This is a genomic window from Saccharopolyspora tripterygii, from assembly GCF_054778355.1.
The window spans coordinates 241,640-257,149 of sequence record NZ_BAAGZP010000020.1; the positions used below are offsets into that span (position 1 = coordinate 241,640).

10 protein-coding genes are annotated in these 15,510 nt (G+C 68.8%); 4 read left to right on the top strand and 6 right to left on the bottom strand.

Translation table 11 applies throughout. From position 1 onward, the window contains the following. The 4 genes from ACYVF3_RS17070 to ACYVF3_RS17085 all read left to right on the top strand — a co-directional run bounded on the left by ACYVF3_RS17070 (nt 1) and on the right by ACYVF3_RS17085 (nt 4,422). The gene (locus ACYVF3_RS17070) at nt 1-1,290 is read left to right on the top strand and encodes a formimidoylglutamate deiminase (RefSeq protein ID WP_461155211.1); all 1,290 of its coding nucleotides are present in this window, start codon (nt 1-3) and stop codon (nt 1,288-1,290) included. Nucleotides 1,291-1,304: 14 nt separating this feature from the next. Beyond that, nucleotides 1,305-2,465 (top strand): imidazolonepropionase, encoded by a 1,161-nt coding sequence (hutI, locus tag ACYVF3_RS17075; protein ID WP_461155212.1) that lies wholly within the window; start codon nt 1,305-1,307, stop codon nt 2,463-2,465. Nucleotides 2,466-2,573: 108 nt separating this feature from the next. Continuing rightward, a complete protein-coding gene (locus ACYVF3_RS17080; protein ID WP_461155213.1) occupies nt 2,574-3,338 on the top strand; it encodes a class I SAM-dependent methyltransferase in 765 nt (254 codons plus the stop codon). A 118-nt stretch (nt 3,339-3,456) separates the two neighbouring features. Beyond that, complete coding sequence (locus ACYVF3_RS17085) at nt 3,457-4,422, top strand: zinc-binding dehydrogenase (protein WP_461155214.1); 966 nt, start codon at nt 3,457-3,459, stop codon at nt 4,420-4,422. Between the two features lie 44 nt (nt 4,423-4,466). Here ACYVF3_RS17085 and ACYVF3_RS17090 read toward each other — a convergent pair whose 3' ends face one another. From ACYVF3_RS17090 to ACYVF3_RS17115, 6 genes are all read right to left on the bottom strand, one after another. Further along, the gene (locus tag ACYVF3_RS17090) at nt 4,467-4,643 is read right to left on the bottom strand and encodes a DUF6104 family protein (protein WP_186459597.1); all 177 of its coding nucleotides are present in this window, start codon (nt 4,641-4,643) and stop codon (nt 4,467-4,469) included. A gap of 201 nt (nt 4,644-4,844) precedes the next feature. Then, nucleotides 4,845-8,468, bottom strand: coding sequence for a multifunctional oxoglutarate decarboxylase/oxoglutarate dehydrogenase thiamine pyrophosphate-binding subunit/dihydrolipoyllysine-residue succinyltransferase subunit (locus tag ACYVF3_RS17095; protein ID WP_461155215.1), 3,624 nt, complete (start codon nt 8,466-8,468; stop codon nt 4,845-4,847). A 583-nt stretch (nt 8,469-9,051) separates the two neighbouring features. Next, complete coding sequence (locus ACYVF3_RS17100; protein ID WP_461155216.1) at nt 9,052-12,822, bottom strand: ABC transporter ATP-binding protein; 3,771 nt, start codon at nt 12,820-12,822, stop codon at nt 9,052-9,054. A 136-nt stretch (nt 12,823-12,958) separates the two neighbouring features. Next, nucleotides 12,959-13,813 (bottom strand): ABC transporter permease, encoded by an 855-nt coding sequence (locus ACYVF3_RS17105; protein ID WP_461155217.1) that lies wholly within the window; start codon nt 13,811-13,813, stop codon nt 12,959-12,961. Next, nucleotides 13,813-14,796 (bottom strand): ABC transporter ATP-binding protein, encoded by a 984-nt coding sequence (locus ACYVF3_RS17110; protein WP_461155218.1) that lies wholly within the window; start codon nt 14,794-14,796, stop codon nt 13,813-13,815. The genes ACYVF3_RS17105 and ACYVF3_RS17110 overlap by 1 nt, the downstream gene beginning before the upstream one ends. A 124-nt stretch (nt 14,797-14,920) precedes the next feature. Further along, nucleotides 14,921-15,436: a hypothetical protein gene (locus ACYVF3_RS17115; RefSeq protein WP_461155219.1), complete on the bottom strand. Its 516-nt coding sequence runs from the start codon at nt 15,434-15,436 to the stop codon at nt 14,921-14,923. Nucleotides 15,437-15,510: the final 74 nt, after the last annotated feature.

Sequence of the window (15,510 nt, forward strand, 5' to 3'; positions counted from 1 at the left end):
ATGTTCTGGTGCGAATGGGCTTGGTTGCCCGGAGGACCTGGTCAGGACGTGTTGTTCGAAGTGGACGACGGTCGGATCACCGCTGTGCGGTCGGGTCAACCGCCCGGTGATGCGCGCAGGCTGCCCGGCTTGGTGTTGCCGGGCCTGGCCAACGCCCACTCACACGCCTTCCACCGAGCCCTGCGCGGCGACACGGGACGCGGCACGTTCTGGACCTGGCGGGAACAGATGTATCGGGTCGCGGGGAAACTCGACCCCGACAGCTACTACCAGCTCGCGCGCGGCGTGTACGCGGAGATGGTGCAGGCCGGCATCACCGGTGTCGGGGAGTTCCACTACGTGCACCACGCACCGGGCGGTTCCCGTTACGAAGACCCGAACGCGATGAGTCACGCACTGGCGCAAGCGGCGCGCGACGCCGGGATTCGGCTGACGATGCTGGACACCTGCTACCTGACAGGTGGTTTCGGTCGGGAGCTCGACGCCGTCCAACGGCGTTTTTCCGACGGCGACGCCGTGGGGTGGACGGAGCGCGCGGGAACGTTCACCTCGGACGGCGTGCTCGTGGGCGCTGCGGTGCACTCGGTTCGAGCCGTGCCTGCGGAGGCGATCGAGGAGGTCGCCGGGTGGGCGAGTGACAGAAAGGTTCCCCTGCACCTGCACCTGTCGGAACAACGCGCGGAGAACGACGCGTGCTTGGCCGCGCACGGGCGAACCCCGTCGCAGCTGCTGGCGGAGCGAGGTGCGCTCGGGGACAACGTCACCGCCGTGCACGCCACCCACCTCGCGGCCGGCGACGTCGCGTTGCTGGGTGGCAGCGGTACCGGAGTGTGCCTGTGCCCCACCACCGAAGCGGACCTCGCGGACGGGATCGGTCCTGCCGGAGCGCTGGCGGTCGCGGGAAGTCCTCTGTCGTTGGGCAGCGACGGACATTCGGTGATCGACGTCCTCGCCGAGAGCCAGGCCGTCGAGTCCTACCAGCGCTTGGCGACGGAGACCCGAGGCCATCACCAGCCGCAAGAGCTGCTCGCGATGGCCACGGCGCACGCCTCGATCGGCCATCCCGACGCCGGGCGGCTCGAGGTGGGCGCACGCGCGGACTTCGTGGCGGTCGACCTCGACACCCCGCGGCTAGCCGGTGTCGACCCGCACGCGGTTCCTGCCGTCGCCCGCGCCGACGACGTGCGCGAAGTGATCGTCGACGGTAGGAGCGTGGTCGTCGACGGAACCCACACCGCCATCGACACCGCGCGTGAACTGCGCGAATCCATCACGAGCCTGCGAACGTGAGGAAATGGTCAACGATGACAGCCACTGTTATCACTGGAATAGGTGAAATCACGACCAACGAGCCGGAGCTCGGCACCCTCGCCGACGCGGCGCTGGTCTTCGAAGGCGACCGGATCGTCTGGGTGGGTCCGTCCGGCAACGAGCCGGAGGCGGACGAGCGCATCGACGTCGAGGGCAGAACCGTCCTGCCTGGCTGGGTCGACAGCCACACCCACCTCGTCTTCGCAGGTGACCGGACCGCCGAGTTCGCCGATCGCATGGCCGGCCGCCCCTACCAGGCAGGCGGCATCGCGGTCACGGTCAACGCGACCCAGCGGGCAACCGACGACGAACTTGCCCACAACCTGCGTCGGCACGTCAGCGAGGCCGCCTCTCAAGGCACGACGTGCCTGGAGACCAAGACCGGTTACGGCTTGACCGTGGCCGACGAGCTGCGCGCGGCGAAGATCGCCGCCGAGCACGTCGACGAGGTCACCTTCCTCGGCGCACATCTCGTCCCCCCGGGTGCTGACGCGGCCGATTACGTGGACCTGGTGTCGGGGGAGATGCTCGACGCGGTCGCGGCCCACGTCGGCTGGTGCGACGTGTTCTGCGAGGAAGGGGCCTTCGACGCCGACCAGTCGCGCCGGGTGCTGACCGAGGCCCGTCGGCGAGGCCTGGGCCTGCGAGTGCACGGCAACCAACTCGGCCCGGGGCCTGGCGTCGGGCTGGCGGTCGAGCTGGGTGCGGCCAGCGTCGACCACTGCACCCACCTGGAGCGCGCCGACATCGACGCCCTCGGCGGGTCCGACACGGTGGCGACCTTGCTGCCCGCGTGCGACCTGTCAACGCGCCAACCCCTGCCGGACGCACGGGCCCTGCTCGACGCCGGCGCTACCGTCGCCCTCGCGAGCAACTGCAACCCCGGGTCGTCCTACACCTCGTCCATGGCGTTCTGCGTGACCACAGCGGTTCTGCAGATGCGGATGAGCGTGGCTGAGGCCGTGCGTGCCGCTACCTGGGGAGGTGCCCGAGCGCTGCGACGCGACACCGGCGACGGTGCGGTGGGCGTGCTGCGCCCAGGCGCTCGCGCCGACCTCCAGGTGCTCGACGCCCCCAGCGCCACGTGGCTGGCCTATCGCCCAGGGGTTCCCCTCACCCACGCGGTGTGGCGCAAGGGCGACCGCGTGCGCTGACGTTACCCGGCCCGAGCATGGGAACCTTCCTGTCAACACCGCCGCGGCTTCGTACACTGCGCCCATGACCTGCGGTTCGGACAGAGCTCGGTGAGCGGGGGAGAGGGGATGCGCTTCGCGTTCTCCGAGGACGCTGAGCGCTACGACCGGGCCCGCCCGGGGTACCCGGCGGAGCTGTTCGACGTCCTGACCGCCGCCGTCGGTGAGGCCGCACGAGTGCTCGAGATCGGCTGCGGCACCGGGCAGGCGAGCGTGCCGCTGGCAGCCCGCGGCTTCGCGCTCACCGCTCTCGAACTGAGCGAGGAGCTGGCGGCGCTGGCCCGGCGCAACCTGGGCGAATACCACTCAGCGCGCGTGGTCGTCCAGTCGTTCGAGGAGTGGGCGCTTCCGCCCGTCGGTTTCGACCTGGTCGTCGCCGCGATGTCGTTCGACCGGCTCGACCCCGAGCAGCGCATGACCAAGGCCGGCGATGCGCTGCGCCCGCGCGGAGCGCTCGCCGTCATCTCCACGCACCACATCGCAGGGGGCAGCGAGTCGTTCTTCGCGCAGGCCGGGCAGTGCTACGAGTGCTTCGCCCCCACTGCGGCGCCCGAGCGGCCTCTGCCCACTCCGGGTGAGATCCCGAGGAACTCGGAGGAATTCCACCGCTCACGTCGTTTCGGCGCACCGGAGTTCCACGAGTACGAGTGGGAAGCGCAGTACACCAGCGCCGAGTACCTCGACCTGCTGCGGACGTACTCGGATCATCGGAGGATGCCGGACTCCGCGCGCGAACAGCTGCTGGGTTGCATCGAAGGGCACATCGACGATCACGGCGGCGTGGTCAGCAAGCGATATCTCACGCAGCTCGCCCTGGCTCAGCGGCTCGGCTGATGCCCACGGGCGGTACGACCCTCACGAGCGCACCCGCGGATGGTCACCTGCGGCCTTGACTTCCAGTTAACTCGAGGTTGGATGCTCGCCGAAGCCAACTGAGAGCGGAGTGATCGAGATGCGCGGGGTGCAGGTCGGCGAATTCGGAGGGCCCGACGTGCTGACGGCGGTCGACAAGCCCGACCCCACGCCGAAACCGGGGCAGGTTCTGGTGCGGATGACGGCCGTGGACGTGCTGTTCCTGGACACGAGGCTTCGGCAAGGTTGGGGGCGGCAGTACTTCGAGATGAACCCGCCCTACATCCCCGGAGACGGCGTGGCCGGAGAAGTGGTGGCGCTGGGCGAGAACGTCGATCCCGCATGGCTGGGCCGAACCGTCGTCGCCAGCACGGGCAACGGCGGAACCTACGCCGAACTGGTCGCCGTCGAGGAATCCGAGCTCGCCGCGGTCCCCGACGGGTTGGACGAGCGGTCCGCCGTGGTGCTGCTGCACGACGCCACCACGGCGCTGCTGCTCTGCGACCACGCGGCCGTGCGGCCAGGAGAGCGGGTGCTCGTCACGGCCGCCGCCGGTGGAGCGGCGTCGGTCATCATCCAGCTGGCCCGAACTGCCGGGGCGCACGTCATCGGCGCCGCGAGGGGAGAGCAGAAGCTCGACCTGGTGCGCCGGCTAGGAGCCGAACCCGTTGACTACGGCGAAACGGGCTGGGCTGAGAAGGTCCGCGATCTCACCGGCGGCATCGACGTCGTCTTCGACGGCGCCGGCGGACGATACGGGCAGGAGGCGTTCCAGACCGTCGACGACGGTGCGCGCATCATCACCTACGGAGCATCCGACTCGGACTTCGCCGACATCGACGCGGACGAAGCGACACGACGTGCCGTGACTGTCACCGGACTGCTCGAAATCCAGTACACCTCGCGCCGCCAGCGCCTGGACCTGCTCAAGAAGGCCTTGGCCGAAGCAGCCGCCGGGCACATCACCCCCACCATCGGGAAGAGCTTCCCCTTGGCGCGAGCCGCAGACGCGCACATCGCCATCGAGCAACGGGCCATCGTCGGGCGGGCCGTGCTGCTGGCCTGATCGGCTCCCGACCGCGCCTGTCAGGGTGCGCGGCCGGGAGCGGATCACTCGTCGTCGACGTCGTCGCGTGCGAGGAAGGTCGCCAAGCGCTCAGTGGCGTCCTCGAAGTCCGGGTTGAGGTCCACGAAGGCCCGCATCCGGTCAGCGACCCACGCCAAGGTGACCTCGTCGTCACCGCGACGCTCTTCAAGTTCCTCAATGCCGCGGTCGGTGAAATACACCGCTCCTCCTCATGGTCCATCGATCTTCAACGCGGTGCGGTTGGGAACAGCAGGGTACGAAACCGGTCTCCAGGACCGGAAGCGAGCCCCGGTCGAGATGAGCGGAAGGTTCCCATGCACACTCCGCCGCCCCAGTCCGAGCGCAAACGAACGGGCCGCCGGTTCCCGAAGGAACCGACGGCCCGCTCTCGTGCTGGAAGGTCAGGCGAAGGCGTTCTGCACGACCTCGGCCTGCTCGACCTCGTGGACCTTGGCCAGGCCGGTGGCCGGCGCGGCCATCGGACGGCGCGAGACCCGCTTGAGCTTGCCGACCAGCTCCGGGAACTGCTCGGTCAGCGCCAAGCCCAGGAACGGCCACGCACCCTGGTTGGCCGGCTCCTCCTGCGTCCAGCGGACCGACTCGAGGTTCGGGTACCGCTCGAACAGGGCGCCCAGCTTGCGGTGCGGCAGCGGGTAGAGCTGCTCGAGCCGCGCAACCGCGGTGTCGGTGATGCCGTTCTTCTCCCGGTAGGCGGCCAGCTCGTAGTAGAGCTTGCCGGTGCACAGCACCAGCTTCGTGACCTGCGACGGGTCCGGCTGCGCCGGGTCGTCGATCACCGAGGTGAACTTGCCCTCCGTGAAGTCCTCCACCGGGCTGGTCGCGGCCTTCAGGCGCAGCATCGACTTCGGCGTGAACACCACCAGCGGGCGGTGGATCCCGTCGAGGGCGTGCCGACGCAGCAGGTGGAAGTAGTTCGCGGGGGTCGACGGCATGGCGACCGTCATCGAACCCTCGGCGCACAGCTGCAGCCACCGCTCGATGCGGCCCGAGCTGTGGTCGGGGCCCTGGCCCTCCTGGCCGTGCGGCAGCAGCATCACGACGTCCGAGCGCTGGCCCCACTTGGCCTCACCGGACGAGATGAACTCGTCGATGATCGACTGGGCGCCGTTGAAGAAGTCACCGAACTGCGCTTCCCACAGCACCAGCGACTCGGGGTTGCCCACCGAGTAGCCGTACTCGAAGCCCAGCGCGGCGAACTCCGACAGCGCCGAGTCGTAGACCAGGAACTTGCCCTGGTCGCCCGAGAGGTTCTGCAGCGGCGTGTACTCGGAGTCGTTCTTGCGGTCGATGAGCACCGAGTGGCGCTGACCGAACGTGCCGCGGCGACTGTCCTGACCGGTCAGGCGGACCTGGCGGCCCTCCATCACCAGCGAACCGAACGCGAGCAGCTCGCCGAAGGCCCAGTCGATGCCACCCTCACGGCCCATCTTGGCGCGACGCTCGAGCACGGGCTTCACGCGCGGGTGCGGGGAGAAGCCGTCCGGCAGGTTGATCTGAGCCTCGGAGATGCGCTCCAGGGACTCCTGCGAGATCGCGGTGGACAGACCGCGCGGGACCTGCTGCTCGGCCTCCACCGACGGGCTCGGTGCCGGCGGGTGCTTCTCCAGCTCTCGGACCTCGTTGAACACGTGCTCCAACTGCGCGGCGTAGTCCTTGAGGGCCTTCTCCGCCTCGTCCACGGTGATGTCACCGCGGCCGATCAGCGACTCGGTGTAGACCTTGCGGACGCTGCGCATCTTGTCGATCGCGTCGTACATCTTCGGCTGCGTCATCGACGGGTCGTCGCCCTCGTTGTGACCGCGACGGCGGTAGCAGACCATGTCGATCACGACGTCCTTGCCGAACGCCTGGCGGTACTCCACTGCCAGCCGCGCGACCCACACGCACGCCTCGGGGTCATCACCGTTGACGTGGAACACCGGCGCGCCGATCATCTTCGCGACGTCGGTGCAGTACTTGCTGGAACGCGAGTGCTCCGGAGCCGTGGTGTAACCGACCTGGTTGTTGACGATCACGTGGACCGTGCCACCGGTGCGGTAACCGCGCAGCAGCGACAGGTTCAGCGTCTCGGCGACCACGCCCTGACCGGCGAACGCGGCGTCACCGTGCAGCAGCACCGGCAGCACCGTGAAGCCCTCCTGGCCCTTGTCCAGGATGTCCTGCTTGGCGCGGACGATGCCTTCCAGCACCGGGTCCACGGCCTCCAGGTGGGACGGGTTCGAGGTCAGCGACACCTTCGTCTCGCCGTCGCCGAACATCCGGAAGTACTTGCCCTCGGCGCCCAGGTGGTACTTCACGTCACCGGAACCGTGGGCCTGACCGGGGTCGAGGTTGCCCTCGAACTCGCGGAAGATCTGCGAGATCGGCTTGCCGACGATGTTGGCCAGCACGTTGAGCCTGCCGCGGTGCGGCATGCCGACGACGACCTCGTCGAGCTCGTTGGCCGCGGAGTTGTCCAGCACCGCGTCCAGCAGCGGAACCACGGTCTCCGCGCCTTCCAGCGAGAACCGCTTCTGCCCGACGTACTTGGTCTGCAGGAACGTCTCGAAGGCCTCGGCCGCGTTGAGCTTCGACAGGATGTACTTCTGCTCGGTCGAGTCCGGCTTGGTGTGCGGCTTCTCGACCCGCTGCTGCAGCCATTCGCGCTCGTCAGGCTCCAGGATGTGCATGTACTCCACGCCGACGGTGCGGCAGTAGGAGTCACGCAGCACGCCGAGCACGTCGCGCAGCTTCATCTTCTCGCGACCGGCGAAACCGCCCACGGCGAACTCGCGGTCCAGGTCCCACAGGGTCAGGCTGTGCGACAGGACGTCGAGGTCCTCGTGCCGGCGCTGCCGGTAGTTCAGCGGGTCGATGTCGGCCATCAGGTGGCCGCGGGTGCGGTAGGCGTCGATCAGCTCGAGCACGCGGGCGGTCTTGTCCACCGCGCCCTCGGGGATGTCCTGCGTCCAGCGAACCGGCTCGTACGGGATGCGCAGCGAGGCGAAGATGTCGTCGAAGAAGCCGTCCTCGCCCAGCAGCAGCTGGTGCACCCGGCGCAGGAAGTCGCCGGACTCCGCTCCCTGGATGACCCGGTGGTCATAGGTGGACGTCAGCGTCACGATCTTGCTGATGCCCATGTCGACCAGCGTCTTCTCGCTGGCGCCCTGGAACTCGGCGGGGTAGTCCATCGCGCCGACGCCGATGATCGCGCTCTGGCCCTTGGTCAGCCGCGGCACCGAGTGGTTGGTGCCCGACGGGCCCGGGTTGGTCAGCGAGATCGTGGTTCCGGCGAAGTCGTCCGCGGTCAGCGCGTTGCTGCGGGCCTTGCGGATGATGTCCTCGTAGGCCTGCCAGAACTGCTGGAACGTCATGTCCTCGCAGCCCTTGATGGAGGCGACCACGAGGTTGCGCGAACCGTCCTTGCCCGGCATGTCGATCGCCAGGCCGAGGTTGATGTGCTCCGGCGCGACCGACGCGGGCTTGCCCTTGGCGTCCTCGCCGTAGTGGCTGTTCATGTTCGGGAAGTCCTTGACCGCCCTGACCAGCGCGTAGCCGATCAGGTGCGTGAAGGAGATCTTCCCGCCCTTGTTCCGCTTGAGGTGGTTGTTGATGACGATGCGGTTGTCGAACAGCAGCTTGGCGGGCACCGCGCGCACGCTGGTCGCGGTGGGGACCGTGAGCGACTGGTCCATGTTCTTGGCGATCGCCGCCGCAGCGCCGCGGAGGGTCTTCACGTCACCCTCGGCCTGCGGCTGCTTGACCGGCGCGGCCTTGGCGGCCTGCTGCGGAGAGGGCTTCGGGGCGGCAGCGGGCTTGGCCGCAGACGCGGCAGCCGCTGGTGCCTGGCCGTTGGTCTCGCCGGTGCGCGTCGCGGTGGCCGTCGTGCCTGGGGGTGCCGCAGTGCCGGCCGCCGCAGCGGTAGCGGTGTTCTCGTTTGTAGCCTGACCCGACTTGTAGTCGGCGAAGAATTCGTGCCACGCCGAGTCTACGGAAGTGGGATCTTGGAGGAACCGCTCATACATCTCCTCGATCAACCACTCATTGGGGCCGAACTGTGACGCGGGGCTGCTGGACACGGCTGGCGTTCGCCTCGATCCATATGCTCGTGATTTACAGACACACTCGGGTACCAGGCTAGCCGCCCGATTCGCGAGGTTGACACACAGGACGGCCGTTCGGCCGATCGATTCCGCGCACGGAATCGATCAGGATCGTCCGGCCAGCGGCGATGGGCCCCGAGTCGGGCCGTGCGATCGATCATCAACCGCCCCTGACGTGCTTGGTTCGCTGATCAGCGCTGCTTGGCACTAGTCCATACGGGTTGTCGTACCTGTTCATTATGGCGTTTCACCGACACGCTGTGTTCCCACTTGGTAACCGGCTCAGCCCGCATCGCGGGAACAGGCTCGCCCGCTCGGCCAGTCGGTCCTTTTTGTCCGGTTCTTGATTCCGGAGCGTGTCCGCGTCATCTCAGTCCGTGCACGCGTGTCGCAGATGTGGCGATCGTGACAGAAAGGTTCCCTTCCTCACATCTCGCTGCGATCTCCCGGTGAGACCGGCGAGAGGTTCGCGCCGCCTCGCAGACGGCGAAGAAGGGAACCTTCCTCACGCGATGTTGCTCGCCTCCGCGGACGCATCGGCTTCCTCGGTCCCGTGCACATCGGCCGCCCGCCACAGCCTGGCGTAGTGACCGCCTCGATCCAGCAGCTCCTCGTGCCGTCCCTGCTCGACGATCCGCCCGCCGTCGACCACCACGATCCGATCGGCCCGGGCCGCAGTGCCCAACCGGTGCGCCACGACGAAGGTCGTTCGTTGCGCGGCGAGCCGATCGCTGGCGGCCACCACCGCCGACTCGGTCGCCGGATCCAGCGCGGCCGTCGCCTCGTCCAGCAGCAGCACGTCCGGGTCCACCAGTTGCGCTCGCGCCAAGGCGACCAGCTGCCGCTGGCCCGCCGAGAGCGCGCGACCGCGCTCACCGACCTCCTGCCGGAACCCGTGCGGCAGCATCGAGATCCCTGTGAGCGCCCCCACTGAGCGGGCAGCGCCCTCGACCTCCACCGGTCCGGCGTCCGGGCGCGCGTAGGTGATGTTGTCGGCGATGTCGCCGGCGAACAGATGCCCTTCCTGAGGCACCACCGCCAGCCGCTGGTGGAAGGAGCCCAGCTCATAGCCGCGCACATCGACCCCATCGACCAGAACCGTGCCCTCGGCGACGTCGTAGAACCGGGCGATCAGCTTGATCAGGGTCGACTTGCCCGCACCGGTCGCGCCCACCAGCGCCACGGTCTCGCCAGGCCGGACCCGCAAGTTCACGTCCTTCAGCGCGTACTGCTCAGTGCCGGGATAGCGGAAGGAAACCGCCCGCAGCTCCACCTCGCCGCGAAACCGCTCGGGCACTGCCACCGGGTCGGCAGCAGCCGGCACCGACGTCGGCGTGCGCAACAGCTCACCGATGCGCCGCAACCCGACCTTCGCCTGCTGATAGCCGTCGAACACCCCGGACAACTGTTGAACCGGTGAGAAGAACAGGCTCAAGTACAGCAGGAAGGCGACCAGCACGCCTGCCGTCAGCTCGCCGGAAGCGACGCGCGCAGCGCCCACCCCCAGCACCGCCGCCTGCGCGATCTCCGACAGCAACGCCACGAACGGGAAGTACGTGGCGATGTAGCGCTGAGCTCGCAGCCGCGAACGGCGGTAAGCGTCGCTGCGCTGTGCGAACACCTTCGCCGCATGTCCCTCGCGGCGGTGCGCCTGAGCGACCCGCATACCGGAGACGTTCTCCTGGAGATCAGCGTTGACGGTGCTGACCCTCTCCCGCGCCTCGGCGTACGCGGTGGAGGAGACCTTGCGGAAGATGACCGTGGCGACCACCAGCACTGGAAGCACCGCCATCGCCACCAGAGCCAGCGACGGGTCGGTGAACAACAGGGCTCCCGCGATGCCCAGCAACGTCAGCACGCTGACCACGAACGTCGCCAAGCCCGTCTGCAGGAACGTCGACAACGCGTCGACGTCGGTGGTCATGCGGGTCATGATGCGGCCCGCCAGCTCCCGCTCGTAGAAGTCGAGACCCAGTCGCTGCAGGTGCGCGAAGCTGCGCAGGCGGAGCACGTAGAGCAGGGTTTCGCCGGTCCGCGCCGTGATCACGGTCTGCAGCTTGATCACCAGCCAGCCACCGGCCACGAGCAGAGCCGCGAGGCCCGTGGCCAGCCACAACGTGTTCAGGTGCCCGGTTCCGACGCCGCTGTCGATGCCGTGCCGCACCAGCGACGGCAACAGCACGGAGGTCAGCGCATCACCGGCCACCAGGGCGATCGTCAGAGCGAGCCCCCAGCGGATCGGCCGCAGCAGCCGCGCCAACCGAAACTGCGGATCCGGGGCGGTGGGATCGGTTTCCCCCACCGACGGCGCATCCCGGGTCGGCGGCAGCTTGCGGATCCCCTCGATCAGCTCTGCTGTCGGGGGAACCGCCGTGGTGCTCATGCCATGGCGACTCGGCATGGGTGCAGCAACGCCCGAATCCGACGGTTCGGACGACTGATCCTGCGGCCACAGCTCAGGGGTGATGCCGGCAGGGGCCGCCTCCACGTGATCGTCGCGCCGATCGTCGATGGCCTGCCCCGGACCGGACAGCAGCGAGCGGAACAGCTCGCACCGCTCCCGCAGTTCGGCCTCGGTCCCCACGTCGACCACGCGTCCCTCGTCGAGCACCGCGATCCGGTCGGCCAGCCCCAGCGTCGAGCGGCGGTGCGCGATGAGCAACGTGGTGCGCTGCGCGGTCACCGAACGCAGCGTGTCGTGGATGGCGGCCTCCGTCGCCGGATCGACCGCCGACGTCGCGTCGTCGAGCACCAGAACCCGCGGGTCCGACAGCAAAGCCCTGGCCAGCGCAACGCGTTGGCGTTGACCACCGGAGAGCGTCAGACCGCGCTCACCGACGGTCGTGTCGTACCCGTCCGGGAGGCTGGTGATGAACTCGTGCGCTTCCGCACCCTTGGCCGCGGCAATCACGTCCTCATCGCTGGCGCCGGAACGTCCGTAGGCGATGTTGCCGCGAATCGTGTCGGAGAACAGGAACGCTTCCTCGAAGACCACGCCCACCGCGCTGCGCAGCGAACCCAGCCGCAGATCGCGGATGTCGAAGGTCTCCCCGGTGTCGGCGGAGCAGATCGCGAGCCGGCCCGAGTGCGCGTCGTAGAAGCGGGGCAGCAACAGCGACACCGTGGACTTCCCCGAGCCGGCCGGACCCACCAGCGCGACCGTCTCGCCCGGGCTCACGTGCAGGTCGACTTCCCGCAAGACCGGCTGGTCACGGGTGTAACCGAACCCGACCCCGTCCAGACGGACCTCCAACGGACCTTCTGGCAGCGAACGGGCATCGGGCTTCTCCACGACCTCCGGCTGGGAGTCGGTGAGTTCGTGGATTCGCTCGACCCCGGCCCGCGCCAGCTGGGCTTGGATCACCACGCTGGAGAGCATTCGAGCCGGCCCCGACAGCATCGCCACGTAGCCGGCGAATGCGACGAAGGTTCCCAAGCTCACCTGGCCCTGGAACACCAGCCAGCCGCCCAGACCCAGCACGCCCACCTGGCCTGCCGCGGGCAGCGTCGCCAGGCTCGCCGTGGGCAGGGACGTCATCCGCGCCGCGCGCAGCCGCTCGGCGAACAACCTCCGCGCCCGGGACTCCAGTCGGCCGACCTCGCGCTCCTCCTGGCCGAAGCCCTTGACCACCCGCACGCCGGTGACGGTTTCCTCGACGTGCTGAGCGATATCGGCCGCGCGCTGCTGAGCCGACCACGTGGCGGGGAACAACCTCTTCTTGCTGCGCGCCGTGACCACCGCGATCAACGGCGACACGATCAGCGCCACGAGGGTGAGCAGCGGCGAGAGGAACAGCATCGCTGTGATCGCGAAAACCGCCAGCACGGCAGTCCCGGCCGCCAGCGGCAGCATCGACAGCAACGAGTGCACGAGCTGCAGGTCGCTGATCGAACGGGACACGACCTGCCCGGTGCGCAGGGCGTCCTGCTTGCCTCCGTCCAGGCGCTGCATCGCGGCGAAAACGGCCCGCCGCAGGTCGTGCTGCACGTTGAGGGCCAGTTGTCCGGCGCTGTAGCGGCGGACGAAGGCCGCGCCGAACCGGAAGGCGCCCAGAACCAGCAGCAGGACCACGATCCACCACAGCCGCTCGGTGCTGCGCGCCACGGCGTCGTCGACCGCGAGCTTGGTCAGCAGCGGAACCAGCGCCTCCAACCCCACCGCGGTCACGGAGGCGCCCAACGCCAACACCAGTGCGACCGGGTGGCGCCGACAAGCGGCGAAGAGGCGACGGATCCAGCCGCCGGAGGAACGGCGGGGATTCTCGGAGTCGCTCACCCCGCCAGGTTAGGCGGCGGCACCGACGCCGCAGCACCGCCAATGCTGCGGTGTGACCGGCGCCAACGAGTGAGGAAGGGAACCTTTCTGCCATTTCGCCGACGGCCGGTCTGGCAGAAAGGTTCCCTTCCTCACCTCACGCCACGTCTCGCCGCGTTCCCACGAACCAGCCGCCGGCCACGAACACCGCGGTGTAGCCGAGGAACGTCAACAGGCTCGCCCACCACGGGTGGCCGTAGGTGCCGCCGAAGAACAAGTGCAGGAGTTCGAAGGCCACGCGCGGTGTGTTCGGTTCGTCCGCACCCGCGACAGCGGAGACGAACAGCGGAACGGCCAGGTTGGACACGATGCCGTTGCCCGCCGCGCCCGGCAGGTAGGGACCGAGGCCCGACACCGCGGTGTCGGCCAGGCTGATCGACAGGATGAACTCGACGACGAACTTGTAGACCAGCGGCAGGATGACGACCAGCACGGAGTTGGCGATCAGCGCACCGAACCCGACCCCGAGCAGCGTCCACAGCACCATCGACAGCACGCCCGCGCCGCCCACGCTGAGCCAGCTGCCGAACCCACCGAAGTTGCCCATGTCCTGACCGGTGCCGAGCAGCGCGCCGAGGCTCGCGAACAGGACGTTGGTCAACCCGTAGATGACCCCGCCGCCCGCGTAGACGATCAACTTCGCCCACAGCACGCCGCTGCGCGGGTTGGCGGTCAGGTACGTCGTGGTGATGGTCTTGGCGCGGAACTCGCCTGCGAAGGCCATGGCTCCGAACAGCAGCGCGAAGATCGTTCCGAAGTTCGTCGACAGCGCGACCGCGAGCAAGCCCAGCGGCAGCGAGGCGCTGAGCTCTTCGACCATGTCGATGATCCCGCCGAACGCGGTGCCCAACCAGCCCGCGCCGAATCCCAGCACCACCACGGGGATCAGCAGCGCCCACCACAGGCTCGTGGTGAAGATCTTCCGGTACTCGGCCTTGATCAGCCCGATCATCACATGCCCCCGCCCTCGCCCGGCCGTGCCCACATCTCCGGTGTCGGCGGCGCGTGTTGCGCCAGCCCCGCGAACTGGCCGTGGGTGAGTCGGAAGAACAACTGCTCCAAGTCGACGCGCTCGTCCTGCATCGCGTAGAGCGCGACGCCCGCTTGCAGCGCGAGGTCTGCGACGGTGCGGGAGTCGGCGCCGAGCACGGCCAGCCGCCCGTCGGGGAGGTGCTCCACGCTGTAACCGGCCTCCTGCGCCTTGGCGACCAGCGCTTCCGGGGAATCGGCCTGCACCAGTGCGCGTGATTGCTGCGCGGCGCGGAGCTCTTCGATGTGCCCGTCGTAGACGCACCGGCCTTGGCTGATGATGACCAGCCGGTCCGCGGTGTGCTCGATCTCCCGGAGGAAATGACTGGACATCAGCACGGTCCGGCCGCCCGCGGCGAAGGCGTGCAGGAAGCCCCGCAGCCATGCGATGCCTTCCGGGTCGAGCCCGTTGGCCGGTTCGTCGAGGATCAGGATCTGCGGATCGCCCAGCAGCGCTGTAGCCAGTGCCAGGCGTTGCCGCATGCCCAGCGAGAATCCCCCGGCCTTGCGGTCCGCGGCGGCGGCGAGCCCGACGAGCTCCAACGCGCGGTCGACCTGCCCGTCGGGAACGTCCATGGCAGCCGAGTAGCAGCGCAGGTGGTGGCGCGCTGTGCGGCTGGGATGGAATCCGTGCGCGTCGAGCACGGCGCCGACCACACCACCCGGTTTCGGCAGCCGGCCGAACGGCAGGCCGTTGATGGTGGCGGTGCCCGAGGTAGGGGTGATCAGGCCGAGGATCATGCGCAGCGCGGTGGTCTTCCCCGCCCCGTTGGGGCCGAGGAAACCGGTGACGGCACCGGGCTGCACCGTGAAGCTGAGGTCCTGCACCGCGTGCACGGGACCGAATCTCTTGTTCAGTCCTTGCACGTGGATGCGGCCGCTGCCGTCGTGCACACGCCCTCCCACGTCCGGTCACCCGTCAGTGTGCCAACCCTGATGGCCCCCATCCTGCCGGACAGGTCGACCTGCGAGGGCGCGGCGTCGTGGCCGGAGCTGAAGGCGGGAACCGGACGTGGGCGAGTTCGGCAGGTCAGGCGCGTTCGACGACCGCTGCGCGGTAGGTCTTGCCGTGCTCGGCTTCTGGTTGTTCGGCCAGCGGCGGCGGGCTCGGGGGAACGGTCGTGAGGTCGGGGCGGATGAACTCGTCGGTGTCCCAGTCGGACGGTCCGGGACCGGTGGCGGACACGATCGGCTGGCTGATCACGGCGACGGGTTCGGAGGTGCGCGGAGCGTGGGTGCGCAGCGTCTGGCGGCGAAGTCCGCCCCTGCGCCCCGGAAAACCGGATAGCTCGGTGATCAACTGCTGGTGCGCCGCCTGCCACACCTTGCAGGGCCAGGGGCGGCGGCGGAGCGTGCCCCGGCAGGACGGGCAACGTCCACCGGAGTCCGGCTCGTGGTCGTCTAACAGCGTTTTGAGGGCTTCGGTAAAGCGATAGAGCTCCGTCCGGGCAATCGGTAGCAGCACTTCGGGAGCGTCTTCGCCCACTGCTCGGTCCAGGGCGTCGAGCCGGTCGAGAACAGCCTTGCGCAGTGCCGTGTCCGTCACGTTTATCTCCCACCCGTCAGCGCGTTTTCGTGCATCGGAGTTTCCGGCGGACGGCAGCAGATGATCAGTCACCC

Coding starts and splice junctions, on each gene's coding strand:
- ACYVF3_RS17070 (WP_461155211.1), top strand. CDS start 1: ATGTTCTGGTGCGAATGGGCTTGGTTGCCCGGAGGACCTGGTCAGGAC.
- ACYVF3_RS17085 (WP_461155214.1), top strand. CDS start 3,457: ATGCGCGGGGTGCAGGTCGGCGAATTCGGAGGGCCCGACGTGCTGACG.
- ACYVF3_RS17095 (WP_461155215.1), bottom strand. CDS start 8,468: ATGTATGAGCGGTTCCTCCAAGATCCCACTTCCGTAGACTCGGCGTGG.
- hutI (WP_461155212.1), top strand. CDS start 1,305: ATGACAGCCACTGTTATCACTGGAATAGGTGAAATCACGACCAACGAG.
- ACYVF3_RS17080 (WP_461155213.1), top strand. CDS start 2,574: ATGCGCTTCGCGTTCTCCGAGGACGCTGAGCGCTACGACCGGGCCCGC.
- ACYVF3_RS17105 (WP_461155217.1), bottom strand. CDS start 13,813: ATGATCGGGCTGATCAAGGCCGAGTACCGGAAGATCTTCACCACGAGC.